At 70.4% G+C, this 14,347-nt stretch carries 13 protein-coding genes; 7 read left to right on the forward strand and 6 right to left on the reverse strand.

Going from position 1 to position 14,347, the window contains the following annotated elements:
- Window positions 1-3: 3 nt before the first annotated feature.
- Both JGS39_RS32120 and aspS read right to left on the reverse strand, forming a co-directional pair.
- On the reverse strand, window positions 4-219 hold the full coding sequence (locus JGS39_RS32120; RefSeq protein ID WP_236065857.1) for a hypothetical protein: 216 nt from the start codon (window positions 217-219) through the stop codon (window positions 4-6).
- Window positions 220-376: 157 nt separating this feature from the next.
- The gene (aspS, locus tag JGS39_RS32125) at window positions 377-2,194 is read right to left on the reverse strand and encodes an aspartate--tRNA ligase (protein ID WP_219573267.1); all 1,818 of its coding nucleotides are present in this window, start codon (window positions 2,192-2,194) and stop codon (window positions 377-379) included.
- 151 nt (window positions 2,195-2,345) lie between these two features.
- On the opposite strand from aspS, the gene JGS39_RS32130 reads away from it, so the two are divergent.
- Window positions 2,346-4,469 (forward strand): ATP-binding SpoIIE family protein phosphatase, encoded by a 2,124-nt coding sequence (locus JGS39_RS32130; RefSeq protein WP_219573268.1) that lies wholly within the window; start codon window positions 2,346-2,348, stop codon window positions 4,467-4,469.
- Window positions 4,470-4,485: 16 nt separating this feature from the next.
- Here the strand turns inward: JGS39_RS32130 and JGS39_RS32135 are convergent, their stop codons facing one another.
- From JGS39_RS32135 to JGS39_RS32145, 3 genes are all read right to left on the reverse strand, one after another.
- Window positions 4,486-5,571, reverse strand: coding sequence for an AI-2E family transporter (locus JGS39_RS32135; RefSeq protein WP_219573269.1), 1,086 nt, complete (start codon window positions 5,569-5,571; stop codon window positions 4,486-4,488).
- 84 nt (window positions 5,572-5,655) lie between these two features.
- Window positions 5,656-6,612 (reverse strand): pirin family protein, encoded by a 957-nt coding sequence (locus JGS39_RS32140; RefSeq protein ID WP_219573270.1) that lies wholly within the window; start codon window positions 6,610-6,612, stop codon window positions 5,656-5,658.
- Between the two features lie 147 nt (window positions 6,613-6,759).
- Window positions 6,760-7,200 (reverse strand): SseB family protein, encoded by a 441-nt coding sequence (locus JGS39_RS32145; protein ID WP_018522179.1) that lies wholly within the window; start codon window positions 7,198-7,200, stop codon window positions 6,760-6,762.
- 148 nt (window positions 7,201-7,348) lie between these two features.
- On the opposite strand from JGS39_RS32145, the gene JGS39_RS32150 reads away from it, so the two are divergent.
- The 3 genes from JGS39_RS32150 (at window position 7,349) to JGS39_RS32160 (ending at window position 11,383) form a co-directional block, all read left to right on the forward strand.
- A complete protein-coding gene (locus JGS39_RS32150) occupies window positions 7,349-9,175 on the forward strand; it encodes an acyl-CoA dehydrogenase (protein WP_219573271.1) in 1,827 nt (608 codons plus the stop codon).
- Between the two features lie 177 nt (window positions 9,176-9,352).
- A complete protein-coding gene (locus tag JGS39_RS32155; RefSeq protein ID WP_219573272.1) occupies window positions 9,353-10,024 on the forward strand; it encodes a hypothetical protein in 672 nt (223 codons plus the stop codon).
- 60 nt (window positions 10,025-10,084) lie between these two features.
- Window positions 10,085-11,383, forward strand: a complete 1,299-nt coding sequence (locus JGS39_RS32160; protein ID WP_219573273.1) for a M18 family aminopeptidase — start codon at window positions 10,085-10,087, stop codon at window positions 11,381-11,383.
- A gap of 95 nt (window positions 11,384-11,478) precedes the next feature.
- Here JGS39_RS32160 and JGS39_RS32165 read toward each other — a convergent pair whose 3' ends face one another.
- Window positions 11,479-12,471 carry a GlxA family transcriptional regulator gene (locus JGS39_RS32165; RefSeq protein ID WP_219573274.1) on the reverse strand — a complete coding sequence of 331 codons (993 nt, stop codon included), beginning with the start codon at window positions 12,469-12,471 and terminating at the stop codon, window positions 11,479-11,481.
- Between the two features lie 164 nt (window positions 12,472-12,635).
- On the opposite strand from JGS39_RS32165, the gene JGS39_RS32170 reads away from it, so the two are divergent.
- From JGS39_RS32170 to JGS39_RS32180, 3 genes are all read left to right on the forward strand, one after another.
- Window positions 12,636-13,238, forward strand: coding sequence for a cysteine hydrolase family protein (locus JGS39_RS32170; RefSeq protein WP_219573275.1), 603 nt, complete (start codon window positions 12,636-12,638; stop codon window positions 13,236-13,238).
- Window positions 13,239-13,316: 78 nt separating this feature from the next.
- Window positions 13,317-13,535 carry a DUF6458 family protein gene (locus JGS39_RS32175; RefSeq protein WP_219573276.1) on the forward strand — a complete coding sequence of 73 codons (219 nt, stop codon included), beginning with the start codon at window positions 13,317-13,319 and terminating at the stop codon, window positions 13,533-13,535.
- Between the two features lie 126 nt (window positions 13,536-13,661).
- Window positions 13,662-14,347, forward strand: a 686-nt coding sequence (locus JGS39_RS32180) for an AfsR/SARP family transcriptional regulator (protein ID WP_219573277.1), incomplete at its 3' end; no start/stop codon positions are given.

Raw genomic sequence — 14,347 nt, forward strand, 5'->3', positions numbered from 1 at the left:
GTGTTACCGGCCCTCGGTGGTCTCCGAGGTGAGCCGGTAACACGCCTCGCCCTGCCCGGCACCGCCGTTCTTCTTCTCGCTCTCGCCGCCCGCTCCGGTCGAGGCGTTCGCGACGGCTCCCGCGCCGATCCCGGCCGCGGCAATGACCGCGCCGCCCGCGATCATCATCCGGCGGCGGGTCAAGTCCTTCTTGTGTGCGGGTCCTTGAGTCTCTGTCATGCGAGGGAGGCTAGGCAGCCCAGCTGGCAGGGACATGAGCGCGGGCTGTGCGTTCCTGTGTGGCACCGGAGGGCTCCAGGGGCTCCGGACGTGAAACAGCCCCCGGCGGGTGGGCCGGGGGCTGTTTCACGTGAAACCGAAGCGGAGTCGCTGACGCTTACTTGGCGCCGGTGTCCCTCGCCACGGAGTCCTTGGCCTCCGCCTTCTCCTTGGCCTGCGCCACCGGCTTGCGGAGCTGGATGTTCAGCTCGCGCAGCCGCGTCTCGTCCAGCTCGCTCGGGGCGCCCATCATCAGGTCCTGGGCGTTGCCGTTGAGCGGGAAGGCGATGGTCTCGCGGATGTTGGGCTCGTCGGCCAGCAGCATGACGATGCGGTCGACGCCCGGGGCGATGCCGCCGTGCGGCGGGGCGCCGAGACGGAACGCGCGCAGCATGCCCGCGAACTCCCGCTCGACGGTCTCCGCCTCGTAGCCGGCGATCTCGAAGGCCTTCAGCATGACCTCGGGCTCGTGGTTACGGATGGCGCCCGAGGACAGCTCGATGCCGTTGCAGACGATGTCGTACTGCCACGCCAGGATGTCGAGCGGGTCCTTCTCCTCCAGGTCCTTCATGCCGCCCTGGGGCATGGAGAACGGGTTGTGCGAGAAGTCGATCTTGCCGGTGTCCTCGTCCTTCTCGTACATCGGGAAGTCGACGATCCAGCAGAAGCGGAAGACGCCCTCCTCGAAGTGGCCGGCGCGCTTGGCGGCCTCGACGCGGACGACGGACATGATCTTGGAGACCTCGTCGAACTCGCCCGCGCCGAAGAAGACGGCGTGGCCGGGGACGAGGGACAGACGCTCGGTGAGGGTCTTGATGTCCGTCTCGGTGAGGAACTTGGCGATCGGACCCGCCAGCGTGCCGTCCTCGCCGACGCGGACCCAGGCGAGGCCCTTGGCGCCGTGCTCGACCGCGTACGCACCGAGGCCGTCGAAGAACTTCCGGGACTGGCCCGCGGTGTCCGGCACCGGGAGGGCGCGGACGTGCTTGCCGGCGAAGGCCTTGAACTCCGAGTCCGCGAAGATGTCGGAGATGTCGACGAGCTCCAGCTGGGCCCGCAGGTCCGGCTTGTCGTTGCCGTACTTCAGCATCGACTCACGGAACGGGATGCGCGGGAACGGCGACGTCACATGGCGGCCGTTGCCGAACTCCTCGAAGAGCTCGGTCATGAGCTTCTCGATCGGCTGGAAGACGTCCTCCTGCTCGACGAACGACATCTCGACGTCGAGCTGGTAGAACTCGCCCGGCGAACGGTCGGCGCGGGCGTCCTCGTCGCGGAAGCAGGGCGCGATCTGGAAGTAGCGGTCGAAGCCGGAGATCATCAGCAGCTGCTTGAACTGCTGCGGCGCCTGCGGAAGGGCGTAGAACTTGCCCGGGTTCAGACGGGACGGGACCACGAAGTCACGGGCGCCCTCGGGGGAGGTCGCGGCGAGGATCGGGGTCGCCATCTCGTTGAAGCCGAGGGCCACCATCTTGGAGCGGATGGAGGCGATGACGGACGAGCGCAGCATGATGTTGCGGTGCATGCGCTCGCGGCGCAGGTCGAGGAAGCGGTACTCCAGGCGCCGCTCCTCGTTGACGCCGTCCTCGGCGTTGATCGTGAAGGGCAGCGGGGCGGCCTGGCCGAGCACCTCGACCTCGGTGACCTCGATCTCGATCTCGCCGGTCGGCAGCTCCGGGTTCACGTTGTCGGCGCCGCGGGCGGAGACCTTGCCGTCGATCCGTACGACGGTCTCCTTGGTCAGCTTCGCCAGGGCGTCGTTGCCGGGGGTGCCGGGACGGGCGACGAGCTGCACCAGACCGTAGTGGTCGCGCAGATCGATGAAGAGGATGCCACCCAGGTCTCGGCGATTGTGCAGCCAGCCGCTCAGCCGGACGTCGGTGCCGACGTCAGAGGCGCGGAGCTCGCCGCAGGTGTGGGACCTGTACCGATGCATCGTCGTTCATCCAGTCTTCGCGGTTGGGGATGATTCAGCCACCCCAGGCTACCGCCCGCGACCGGACCGTTTCATTGTCATTGTCCGCACCAAGATCGTCAGTGCGCCCCTGGCGCTGCCTCGCACACACATGCCGGTCTAAAGTGGGGCAATGCGCACCGAGGAAGTCCTGGCCGCGACGGCGACCGGCCTTTGGCGCTGGGACAACGGAGCCGGGACGGTCACCCTCGACGCGGAGGCGGCCCGGCTTCTGGAGCTGCCCGCCGAGCACAGCGTCTTCCGTGAGTCGGAGGTGCGCTCCCGCTTTCACCCCGTCGACTGGAACGAGATCTACGGGGTAGTGAACCTCGCCGTCGCCGAGGGCACCCTCGCCGAGGCCCGGGTACGGATCGTGGACGAGCGGGGCCGGGTGCTGCGGACCGTCCGGAGCCGTTCCAGGCCGCTGCGGACCGAGGCCGGCTCCGAGTCGGACTACGTGCTGGTCGGCACGCTCCAGGAGGTCGCCGAACCGCAGCCCGGCACCACGGGGGCGCACACCCCGATCACCGGCGACTGGCGGCGCTCCCGCGAGGCGTTCCTGCTGGACGCGGGAAGGGCGCTGGCCGAGGCCCGGTCGACGACGGAGGTGCTGCGGGTGGCCTACTCGCTCTCCATGCCCGGCTTCTCGCCGGACGGGCTGGCGGTCTTCGGGGTCGACGGCGAACGGCTGACGATCGTCGGCCACCACGGGCACAACATGGGCGACGAGGGCCCCTTCAGCGACATGCCGCTGGAGACCGACTACCCGGCCGCCGAGGTCGTCCGGAACGGGCGGGCCGTCTATCTGCCGACGCCCGAGGACTACCGCGACCGCTATCCCGCCACGTGGCCGCTGGCCCGGCGGTTCGGGCGCCGCTCCTGGGCCTTTCTGCCGCTGATCGTGGCGGGACGCACGATGGGCACCTGGATGGCCGGGTTCCGGCACCCCGTCTCGTTCTCGCCGGACGAACGGTCGGTGCTGACGACCGTGGCCAGGATGCTCGCCCAGGCCCTCGCCAGGGCCGGGGCCGCCGAGACGGAGCGGGAGCTGTCGCTGGGGCTCCAGCGCTCGATGATGCCGTCCCTGGGGCCCGACATCCCGGGGATGACGGTCGCCGCCCGCTACGTCCCGACCGGGGGCGGCCTCCAGGTCGGCGGCGACTGGTACGACATGATCCCGCTCCCCAACGGCCGCATCGCCCTCGTCATCGGCGACGTCCAGGGGCACGACGTTCGGGCCGCGGGGCTGATGGGCCAGCTGCGGATCGCCCTGCGCGCGTACGCGTCCGAGGGCCACCCCCCGGACGCGGTGCTCTCGCGCGCCTCGCGCTTCCTGTCCGGGCTCACCGCCGCGTACGACGGCGAGCAGCCGGACGCGCGCTTCGCGACCTGCCTGTACGCGGAGGCGGACCCGGAGACCGGCACCCTCGACATCGCGCGGGCCGGTCATCCCGACCCCGTGGTCATGACCGGCGACGGGACCGCCGTCATCCGCCGGACCGAAGGCGGGCTGCCGCTCGGGATCGAGGCGGACGCGGACTACCCGGCGACCCGGATCACGCTGGAGGCCGGAGAAACGATCATGCTGTGCACGGACGGCCTGATCGAGACCGGCGGGCACGACCTGGCCACCGGCTGGGTCCGGCTCCGGCCGATCCTGGAGCGGCACACCGGGGATCTGGAGAAGCTCGCGGACGAGCTGGTGCAGGCCGTGCACGGACCGGCCTCGCACCACACGACGGGGCCGCTCGCCGACCGGCGCGAGGACGACATAGCGGTCCTGCTGCTGCGGCGCGAGGCCTCCACGACGCACCCGGCCACGCCCCGCCGGACCGCGCTGACCATTGCCCAGGCCGAACCGGAGCGGATCGCCGCCGCCCGGTCGCTGCTGCGCGAGATGCTGCACGACTGGGCGGACGCGGAGCAGGTCGACTCGGCGGTGCTGATGGTCTCCGAGATGGCCACGAACGTGCTGGTCCACACGGACGGCGACGCCCTGATGGTCGCGCAGGCGACCGGTGAGCACGGGACGCGGCGGCTGCGGGTCGAGGTGTCCGACGGCAGCGACGAGCTGCCGCACAAGCGGCGGCCCGGCGAGATGGCGTCCAGCGGTCGCGGCCTGGTGCTGATGGAGGTGCTCGCCCACGCGTGGGGGGTGGACCCGCGGGGCTCGGGGAAGTCGATCTGGTTCGAGCTGTACGAGTCGGCGGAGCCCTCGGAGCCGCAGGGAGCGCGGGCGGAGCCCCAGGAGCCGTAGGGGCGCCGCGCGTTCGTTACGCCGACGGCTCCCCGGCCGGTCCTTCGGGCACCTCCGGGCTGGCCGGGGAGCCGTTGCGCAGTACACCGATGATGCCGAAGGCCGCCGCGCAGAGCGGGACCGCGAGCAGCATCCCGAGGATCCCCGCCACGCTCGCGCCCGCCGTCAGCGCGATCAGGATCATGGCGGGGTGCATCTGCACGGTCCGGCTCTGGATCATCGGCTGGAGGACGTGCCCCTCCAGTACCTGGACGGCCAGGACGACTCCGAGCGCCCACAGCGCGATCGCGAAACCCCGGTCCGCCAGCGCCACCAGGACCGCGACGGCTCCCGACAGGAAGGCGCCCAGGTAGGGGATGTAGGCGCCGACGAAGACCAGTGCGCCCAGTCCCACCGCACCGGGCACGCGCAGGATCAGCAGACCGATCGTGATGCAGACCGCGTCGATGAGCGCGATGAACGTCGTCCCGCGCATGAAGCCCTCGACGGCCTCGAACGCCCTGCGGCCCATCGCCTCGACCAGGTCGCCGGTGCCCCGGGGAGCGATGGCGTGCGCGAGGTTCACGGCCCGGTCCGAGTCGCGCAGGAAGAAGAAGGTCAGCAGCAGGGAGAGCACGGCGGTGGCGATGAACGAGCCGACCAGGCTGATGCCGGAGAGGATGCCGCCCGCAGCGCTCGCACCGAACTTCTCGACGAGCTTCTTGGCGTTGTCCGCGAGGGCCTCCACGTTCGCGCCGTCCTCCAGCCCGAAGTGGTCGATGACCCACTGTCCGGCGTCCTTCAGCGAGTCGACGATCTGGTCGCCGGTCTCGATGAGCGCCGCCACCACGATGTAGCCCGCACCGCCGCCCACCGCGACGAGCAGGGCGCAGGTGACTCCCGCGGCCACCGAGCGGTTCACCCCTTGGGCGGTCATCCGCCGGTGGACCGGCCCGAGCAGCGCCGTACCGAGCAGGGCGAGCAGGACCGGGGTGACGGCGGTCTTCAGGACGATGCAGAGGAAGATGGCGACGGCGGCGACACCCGCGACCAGCAGGACGACGCCGCACCACGCGGCCGTACGCCGGGCGGCATCGGGCAGGAGGGGCTTCTGGGTCTGCACCCTCCCACCCGATCACGCCGCGGCAGTGGTGTCCCGCCCGCGCCGCCGTACGAGTGATGAACCGTCATACGGCGGCAGCGGGGCTCACATTCCGTGGACGGCGGGCACGGTGCCGAGACGGCCGGCCTGGAAGTCCTCGAAGGCCTGCTTGAGTTCGGCCTGGCTGTTCATCACGAACGGCCCGTAGTGCGCCATCGGCTCCCGGATGGGACGGCCGCCGAGCAGCACGACCTCCAGGTCCGGGGTGTTCCCGTCCTGCTGCTCGTCCGCGCGGACGGTCAGCGAGGAGCCGGCGCCGAAGACGGCGGTCTGGCCCATGTGGACGGGACGGCGCTCCTCACCGACGGTGCCGCGGCCGGCGAGTACGTACGCGAGGCCGTTGAAGTCCTCGCGCCAGGGCAGCGTCACCTCGGCGCCGGGGCGCACGGTGGCGTGGATCATCGTGATGGGGGTGTGGGTGACGCCCGGGCCCTCGTGACCGTCGAGCTCGCCCGCGATCACCCGGAGCAGCGCGCCGCCGTCCGGAGAGGCGAGCAGCTGGACCTGGCCGCCGCGGATGTCCTGGTAGCGCGGGGCCATCATCTTGTCGGCCTTGGGCAGGTTCACCCAGAGCTGGAGGCCGTGGAACAGGCCGCCCGACATGACGAGGGACTCCGGCGGCGCCTCGATGTGGAGCAGCCCCGATCCGGCTGTCATCCACTGGGTGTCGCCGTTCTGGATGGTGCCGCCGCCCCCGTTGGAGTCCTGGTGGACGAAGGTGCCGTCGATCAGGTAGGTCACGGTCTCGAAGCCGCGGTGGGGGTGCCACGGAGTGCCCTTCGGCTCTCCTGCCGCGTACTCCACCTCACCCATCTGGTCCATCATGATGAACGGGTCGAGGTGCTTGTAGTTGATCCCCGCGAAGGCGCGGCGGACCGGGAAGCCCTCGCCCTCGAACCCGCTCGGCGCCGTGGTCACGGCGAGCACGGGACGGGCCGCGGCGTCGCCGGCGGCGGCGACCTTGGGCAGGGTCAGCGGGTTTTCGACGGTCACTGCGGGCATGGAAGCCACCTCCGGAGGATTGTTCTGGAACCAATTTAGTTGAATGGTGAACATTCTGCAAGGCGTCATCCATTCCCGGGCCGGCCGGAGCAGCAGAAAGGGGCCCGTACCGCCCAGCGGCACGGACCCCTTCCCGAAGACCTGCGATCAGCCGTACATCCGGCGCATCGCGAAGTCGACCATCTGCTCCACGGCCTTGGCGTCGAAGACCATGCGGTGCTCGCCCTCCATGTCCAGGACGAAGCCGTAGCCCGTGGGCAGCAGATCGATCACCTCGGCCCCGGTGATCACGAAGTACTTGGACTCCTTGCCCGCGTACAGCCTCAGCTCCTTGAGCGTGGTGAACATCGGGATCACGGGCTGCTGGGTGTTGTGCAGCGCGAGGAATCCCGGATTGTCGCCGCGCGGGCAGTAGACCTTCGACGTCGCGAAGATCTGCTGGAAGTCCTCGGCGGCCAGCGAGCCGGTCGTGAAAGCCCGTACCGCGTCACCCAGCGAGGGCGGCGAGGGTTCGGGATACAGCGGCTGCTCGCCGTAGCCGCCACCCATCGGCTGCTGTGCGCCCTGGTTCTGGTCGTAGCCGTACATGGAGCAAAGAGTAATCGGACACATCCGACCCTTGAGGGGTTGCGTCTTATTACTGACGGGTAGCATCATCGTAGGGGTCAGGTGATACGTCCGGGCCACCCCTCCACGGGGCGCTGCGCGCCACTGCTATTGATTACGGAGCCTTCCCATGGGGCACTACAAGTCGAATCTCCGCGACATCGAGTTCAACCTCTTCGAGGTCCTCGGGCGCGACAAGCTGTACGGCACCGGACCGTTCGCGGAGATGGACGTCGAGACCGCGAAGAGCATCCTCGACGAGGTCACCCGCCTCGCGGAGAACGAGCTCGCCGACTCCTACGCCGACGCCGACCGCAACCCGCCGGTCTTCGACCCGGAGACCAACACCGCACCGGTCCCGGACTCCTTCAAGAAGTCGTACCAGGCCTTCATGGACTCCGAGTACTGGCGTCTGGGCCTGCCCGAGGAGATCGGCGGCACCACGTCGCCCCGCTCCCTGATCTGGGGATACGCGGAGCTGCTGCTCGGCGCCAACCCGGCCGTGTGGATGTACTCCTCCGGCCCGGCGTTCGCCGGCATCCTCTTCGACGAAGGCAACGAGGCGCAGAAGAAGATCGCCGAGATCGCCGTCGAGAAGCAGTGGGGCTCGACGATGGTGCTGACCGAGCCGGACGCAGGCTCCGACGTCGGCGCGGGCCGCACGAAGGCCGTCGAGCAGGAGGACGGCTCCTGGCACATCGAGGGCGTGAAGCGCTTCATCACCTCGGGCGAGCACGACATGTCCGAGAACATCATTCACTACGTGCTGGCCCGCCCCGAGGGCGCGGGACCCGGCACCAAGGGCCTCTCGCTCTTCATGGTCCCGAAGTTCCACTTCGACTGGACCACCGGCGAGCTGGCCGAGCGCAACGGCGTGTACGCGACCAACGTCGAGCACAAGATGGGCCTCAAGGCCTCCAACACCTGCGAGATGACGTTCGGCGACCGGCACCCCGCCAAGGGCTGGCTCATCGGCGACAAGCACGACGGCATCCGCCAGATGTTCCGCATCATCGAGTTCGCCCGCATGATGGTCGGCACGAAGGCCATCGCCGCGCTCTCCACCGGCTACCTCAACGCGCTGGAGTACGCCAAGGAGCGCGTCCAGGGCACCGACCTGTCGCAGTTCATGGACAAGACGGCCCCCAAGGTCACCATCACGCACCACCCCGACGTCCGCCGCTCGCTCATGACGCAGAAGGCGTACGCCGAGGGCATGCGCTCCCTCGTGCTGTACACCGCCTCCGTCCAGGACGCCATCCAGGAGAAGGAGGCCGCGGGCGAGGACGCGAAGGCGCTGCACGGCCTCAACGACCTGCTGCTCCCGATCGTGAAGGGCTACGGCTCCGAGAAGTCGTACGAGCAGCTGGCGCAGTCGCTCCAGACGTTCGGCGGCTCCGGGTACCTCCAGGAGTACCCGATCGAGCAGTACATCCGTGACGCCAAGATCGACACGCTGTACGAGGGCACGACGGCCATCCAGGGCCAGGACTTCTTCTTCCGGAAGATCGTCCGCGACCAGGGCGCCTCGCTCAACACGCTCTCCGAGGAGATCAAGAAGTTCCTCGCGGGCGCCCAGGACAACGAGGAGCTGTCCGGCGCTCTGGACCACCTCGCGAAGGCCGCTGTGGACCTGGAGGCGATCGTCGGCACGATGATCACCGACCTCACCGCGACCGGCGAGGACGTCAAGAACATCTACAAGGTCGGCCTCAACTCGACCCGCCTGCTGCTGGCCTCCGGCGACGTCGTCGTCGGCTACCTGCTGCTGAAGGGCGCGGCCGTGGCCACCGAGAAGCTGCGAGACGCCTCCCCGAAGGACGTCGCCTTCTACCAGGGCAAGATCGCCGCCGCGAAGTTCTTCGCCGCGAACGTCCTGCCGGGCGTCGGCGCCGAGCGCGCGCTCGCCGAGGCCGTCGACAACTCCCTGATGGAGCTGGACGAGGCCGCGTTCTAGAGGCTGCGTTCCAGGGGCCCCGGGCTCCTGCTCCGCCGAGAACGACTACACGCACCGCCACCCGGACACGCTTCCGGGTGGCGGTGCTGTCGTACGGGCCGAACATGCCGCGCGGCAATCGACGCCTGCGCCTTCTTCCCTATGATCGGACCTCGTTGACGAGGGGGAGGCCGGCGCATGAGCCGAGTGAACGGGCACAGGTACGCACGGGGCGCGGCAGCCGGGGCGGCCCTGCTGCTGCTCGCGGGCTGCGGCAGTGGGGAAGACGGCGGCGGAGCCGCGAAGGCGCTCGGCAAGGCGGAGGTCTCCTCGGTCCTGCCCGACGCGAAGGCCATGCCGGGCTGGCGGACGCAGCTGGAGCCCGACGCCCAGGAGCCGGTGCCGGAGTACCCGCCGACGGTCTGCCTGACGACGGACAAGGCGAAGCGCGCCACGGCCTGCGGCAGGATCACCTACTACGGCGTCGCCGCCTACGTGCGGAAACCCGACGTCACCTCGCTCAACTACTGGGTGCTCGCCTACCCGGACGAGAAGACCGCCGACGCCGCCTATGACGCGATCGCCGAGTACTACGGCGGCGACCGGGTCGGCGTGGGCGCGGTGCCGGTCGGCATCGGCGAGCCCGGCGACGAGCGCGAGTCCAACCGCGCCGGGACGGGCACGATGGGCGGGCCCGCCACCATCACCCAGCTCCGGGTCGGCACGACCGTCCTCGGGATCAGCTCCGGCAACCGGGGCAAGGAGGCCGTCTCCGACCAGGAGGTGAAGGAGCTCGCCGCCATGTTCGCCGAGCGCGCCCAGCAGGCCCAGAACGGCGAGAAGCCCTCCGCTGCGGTCGCCGGAGGATAGCGGCGGCCCCAGGGGCACTACGGTGAATCCTCCGGGCCGGGCCTGGTTAAGGTGAAGAACATGAGTTCCTCCCTCCGGTTCGACCGCGGCCACACCGACGATCTGATGGCCTTCCTGATGTCCGCCCCTTCCCCGTACCACGCCGTGGCGAGCGCCGCGGCGAGGCTGGAGAAGGCCGGTTTCCGGCAGGTCGAGGAGACCGCCGCCTGGGAAGGGACGACCGGCGGGAAGTACGTCCTGCGCGGCGGCGCCATCGTGGCCTGGTACGTGCCGGAGGGCGCCGGGGCGCACACCCCGTTCCGGATCGTCGGGGCGCACACCGACTCCCCGAACCTGCGGGTGAAGCCGCTGCCCGACACCGGTGCCCACGGCTGGCGGCAGGTCGCCGTGGAGGTCTACGGCGGCACGCTCCTCAACACCTGGCTGGACCGCGACCTCGGCCTCGCCGGCCGGATCACGCTGCGGGACGGGACGCACCGGCTCATCGACATCGACCGGCCGCTGCTGCGCGTCCCGCAGCTGGCCGTGCACCTGGACCGGTCGGCCAACCCCGACGGGCTCAAGCTCGACCGCCAGAAGCACATGCAGCCCATCTGGGGGCTCGGCGACGTCGAGGAGGGCGACCTCATCCGGTTCGTCGCCGAGGAGGCGGGCGTCGACGCCGAGGACGTCACCGGCTGGGACCTGATGCCGCACCCCGTCGAGGCGCCGTCCTACCTGGGCCGCGACCGCGAGCTGGTGGCCGGTCCGCGCATGGACAACCTCCTGTCGGTGCACGCGGCCACCGCGGCACTCGCCGCCGTCGCCGGGCAGCCCGACTCCGAGATCCCGTACATCCCGGTGCTGGCCGCCTTCGACCACGAGGAGAACGGCTCGCAGTCCGACACCGGCGCGGACGGCCCGCTGCTCGGCACGGTCCTGGAGCGCTCGGTGTTCGCCCGCGGCGGTACGTACGAGGACCGCGCCCGCGCCTTCGCCGGCACCGTCTGCCTCTCCTCCGACACCGGCCACGCGATCCACCCCAACTACGCGGAGCGCCACGACCCGACGCACCACCCGGTCGTCAACGGCGGACCGATCCTCAAGGTCAACGTCAACATGCGGTACGCGACCGACGGCAGCGGCCGGGCCCTGTTCGCGGCGGCGTGCGAGAAGGCGGGCGTGCCGTGGCAGACGTTCGTCTCCAACAACGCGATGCCGTGCGGCACCACGATCGGCCCGATCACCGCCGCCCGGCACGGCATCCAGACCGTCGACATCGGCGTGGCCATCCTGTCGATGCACAGCGCCCGTGAGCTGTGCGGCGCCGACGACCCGCATCTGCTGGCCACCGCGCTGGCGGCGTTCCTGGCGGGCTGACGACACGCTCTCCGCCGGTCCCCCTGCCGATGTGCGGCAGGGGGACCGCTGTCGTTACGGGGTGACCGCTGTCATTGCGGGGCGGGGGACCGCTGTCATTGCGGCCCGGTCCGGAAGCGGCGGCGGTACTCGGTCGGCGTCGTGTCGAGCCTGCGGCGGAACGCCCTGACGAGGGTGTCGACGGTGCCGAACCCGCAGGCGGACGCGATCCGTTCGAGGGTGGCGTCGGTGGATTCCAGCTGGTTGCGCGCCCTCTCGACGCGGACCGACTCGATGTAGGCGTGGGGCGTCGTGCCGAGTTCGGTCTTGAAGATCCGGGTGAGCTGCCGGTCGCCGATGTGGCCGTGGGCGGCGAGGTCCGCGACGGTGAGCGGTTCGGCGATGTTGCGCATGATGTGGTGCCGCAGGTCCTCGATGCGCCGGGTCGTGGAGACCTGCTCCAGCGGAACGCTGAACTGGCTCTGGCCGCTCGGCCGCTTCAGGTACATCACGAGCTGCCGGGCGACCCGCAGCGCGACGGCCTCGCCCAGGTCGTCGGCGATCAGCGCGAGCGACAGATCGAGACAGGCGCTGATCCCCGCACCGGTCCACACGTCTCCCTCGCGGATGAAGATCGGATCGGCGTCGACCTCCACCAGCGGGTGGTCGGCGGCGAGTTGTCCTGCGGTCGACCAGTGCGTGGTGGCCCGCTTGCCGTCGAGCAGTCCGGCGGCGGCGAGGATGTGCGCGCCGACGCAGACGGACGCGACCCGGCGCGTGCGCCCGGCGAGCCGTTCCACCCGGCACACCACGGCCGGGTCCGTGACCGGGTGCACACGCCCCTGCCCGTCGTTCTCCACCGCTCCGGGCACCAGGAGGGTGTCGATACTCCGCGCCGCCAGGTCGTCGAAGGTGAGGTCGGGGAGGATCCGGACACCGGCGGCGGTGGTGACCGGGGCCGTCGTCTCAGCGGCCAGGACCACCTCGTAACCCGCCGCTTCGTCCGTCTCGCGGCGCGCGAGGGAGAACACCTCTGGCGGTCCGGTGACGTCGAGGAGGTCGACGCCGTCGAAGAGGACGATGACGACAAGCCGTTCGACGGTACTCACGCTCACAGGCTCCCTGGCCTCCTGTCCTGGCACGGCTGCGGTGTCGGTTTCTGCATGTTAGACGACATTGCCGACACAGGGGGGTGGGCCCTAGCGTCGTGAGTGCGGCCCGCCGACCCGGTGGGCGCCGACCTCCCCGACCCGACACGCGAGGTGCCACAGCCATGCCCCGAACGACGCTGCGTCAACTCAACGGCCTCGACGACACACCGGCGAAGCTCGCCGACGCGACCCTGGTCCTCATCGACTACCAGAACACCTACACGACCGGTGTGATGGAGCTGGACGGCTGGCAGGCCGCGCTCGACGCCGGCGCCCGGCTCCTGGCACAGGCCCGTGAGGCGGGCACGAAGGTCATCCACGTCATCAACGACGGCGGGGAAGGAACCCCGTACGACATCCGGGCCGAGATCGGCCGGATCCACCCGGCCGTCGCACCGGCCGACGGCGAGACCGTCGTCGTCAAGCAGGCACCGGACTCCTTCTTCGGCACGGACCTGGGCGAGCACGTCGACGCGGCGGGCAGGACCGACCTCGTCATCGCCGGGTTCATGACCCACATGTGCGTCCAGTTCACCGCTCAGGGCGCCTTCCTGCGCGGCAACCGCCCCACCGTCGTGGCGGACGCCTGCGCCACCCGTTCGCTGCCGGTCACCGGCACCGAACTGGACGCCCGTCAGGTGCACCACAGCGCCCTCGCCACCATCGCCGACCTCTACGGGGTCGTCGTCCCGACGCTGGAGTCCCTCAGCCGGGCCGAGTCCTAGGGCGCATGCTCGTCGAAGGGCCGGGTACCCGAGCGGTACACGGTCCGGAGCTTCCGGACCGTCGAGGAGGCGGAACTCATGGGACTCGGAGGCTGCATCATCCTCATCGGTGCGGGGGCGATACTCGCCTTCGCCACCGACTGGGAGATGGACACCGTCAACGTGGACATGGTCGGCTGGATCATGATGATCGTCGGCATCATCGGCGTCTTCGTGTACGCGAGCGTGATGCGCCGGCGCCGTATGGTCGTGCCGCCCACCACCACCGTGGTGGGTGACGGCGAACGGCGGCTGTGACCTGCGTGGGTGCGCCCCGCCCAGCGGGCGCACCCCTTGGCGGGCACCCCGGCATTCCCGATATTCTGGCCGCTTGTCCGTGACCCGGAACCGGGCGCGTCACGCCCGGGAATGGGAGAGCCGCTCGTGGAGTTCCGGTTGCTCGGCACGGTCTGCGTCGACACGCTGACCGGGCCGCTGCCACTCGGCCCCGCCAAGCGCCGCAGCCTGCTCGCCGCACTGCTGCTGCGCGCCAACACACCGGTCTCCATGGCGCGGTTGACCGACTGCCTGTGGGACGACGACCCGCCCCTGCACGCGCGCACGGTCATCCAGGGCCATGTGTCCCGGCTGCGCGTCCTGCTGACGGGTGCGGACGCGGAGGCGTACGGGGTCGAACTGGCCACGCTCGGCGACGCGTACGTACTGCGGGCGCCGGAGACCCTGCTGGACTCCCAGCGGTTCGAGGAACTGCTGATGCTGGCCCGGGAGCAGCGCAGCCCGGCCGACTCCGTGCTCATGCTGAAGGAGGCCCTGTCGCTGTGGCAGGGGCCCGCGCTCACCGGTACGTACGCCAGCGCACCGCTCCAGGCTGCCGCGCAGGCGCTGGAGGAGTCCCGGCTGGCGACGGTCGAGCAGCTGGCGCGCGCCTACGCCGTGCTGGGGGAGCACCACCGGGCGGCGGCGGTCCTGCGGGCCGAGGCCGACGCCCATCCGATGCGGGAATCCCTCGCCGCGGCCCTGATGACGGCGCTGTACCGGTCGGGCCGGCAGTCCGAGGCGCTGGACCGGTTCCACCGCACCCGCCGGATGCTCGCCGACGAGCTGGGCAT

Source organism: Streptomyces poriferorum (genome assembly GCF_019399235.1).
Lineage (GTDB): Bacteria > Actinomycetota > Actinomycetes > Streptomycetales > Streptomycetaceae > Streptomyces > Streptomyces poriferorum.

What these genes read in the sequence shown, in the direction of transcription:
- JGS39_RS32120 (WP_236065857.1), bottom strand. Translation starts at nt 219, where the DNA reads ATGACAGAGACTCAAGGACCCGCACACAAGAAGGACTTGACCCGCCGC.
- aspS (WP_219573267.1), bottom strand. Translation starts at nt 2,194, where the DNA reads ATGCATCGGTACAGGTCCCACACCTGCGGCGAGCTCCGCGCCTCTGAC.
- JGS39_RS32130 (WP_219573268.1), top strand. Translation starts at nt 2,346, where the DNA reads ATGCGCACCGAGGAAGTCCTGGCCGCGACGGCGACCGGCCTTTGGCGC.
- JGS39_RS32140 (WP_219573270.1), bottom strand. Translation starts at nt 6,612, where the DNA reads ATGCCCGCAGTGACCGTCGAAAACCCGCTGACCCTGCCCAAGGTCGCC.
- JGS39_RS32145 (WP_018522179.1), bottom strand. Translation starts at nt 7,200, where the DNA reads ATGTACGGCTACGACCAGAACCAGGGCGCACAGCAGCCGATGGGTGGC.
- JGS39_RS32150 (WP_219573271.1), top strand. Translation starts at nt 7,349, where the DNA reads ATGGGGCACTACAAGTCGAATCTCCGCGACATCGAGTTCAACCTCTTC.
- JGS39_RS32155 (WP_219573272.1), top strand. Translation starts at nt 9,353, where the DNA reads ATGAGCCGAGTGAACGGGCACAGGTACGCACGGGGCGCGGCAGCCGGG.
- JGS39_RS32160 (WP_219573273.1), top strand. Translation starts at nt 10,085, where the DNA reads ATGAGTTCCTCCCTCCGGTTCGACCGCGGCCACACCGACGATCTGATG.
- JGS39_RS32170 (WP_219573275.1), top strand. Translation starts at nt 12,636, where the DNA reads ATGCCCCGAACGACGCTGCGTCAACTCAACGGCCTCGACGACACACCG.
- JGS39_RS32175 (WP_219573276.1), top strand. Translation starts at nt 13,317, where the DNA reads ATGGGACTCGGAGGCTGCATCATCCTCATCGGTGCGGGGGCGATACTC.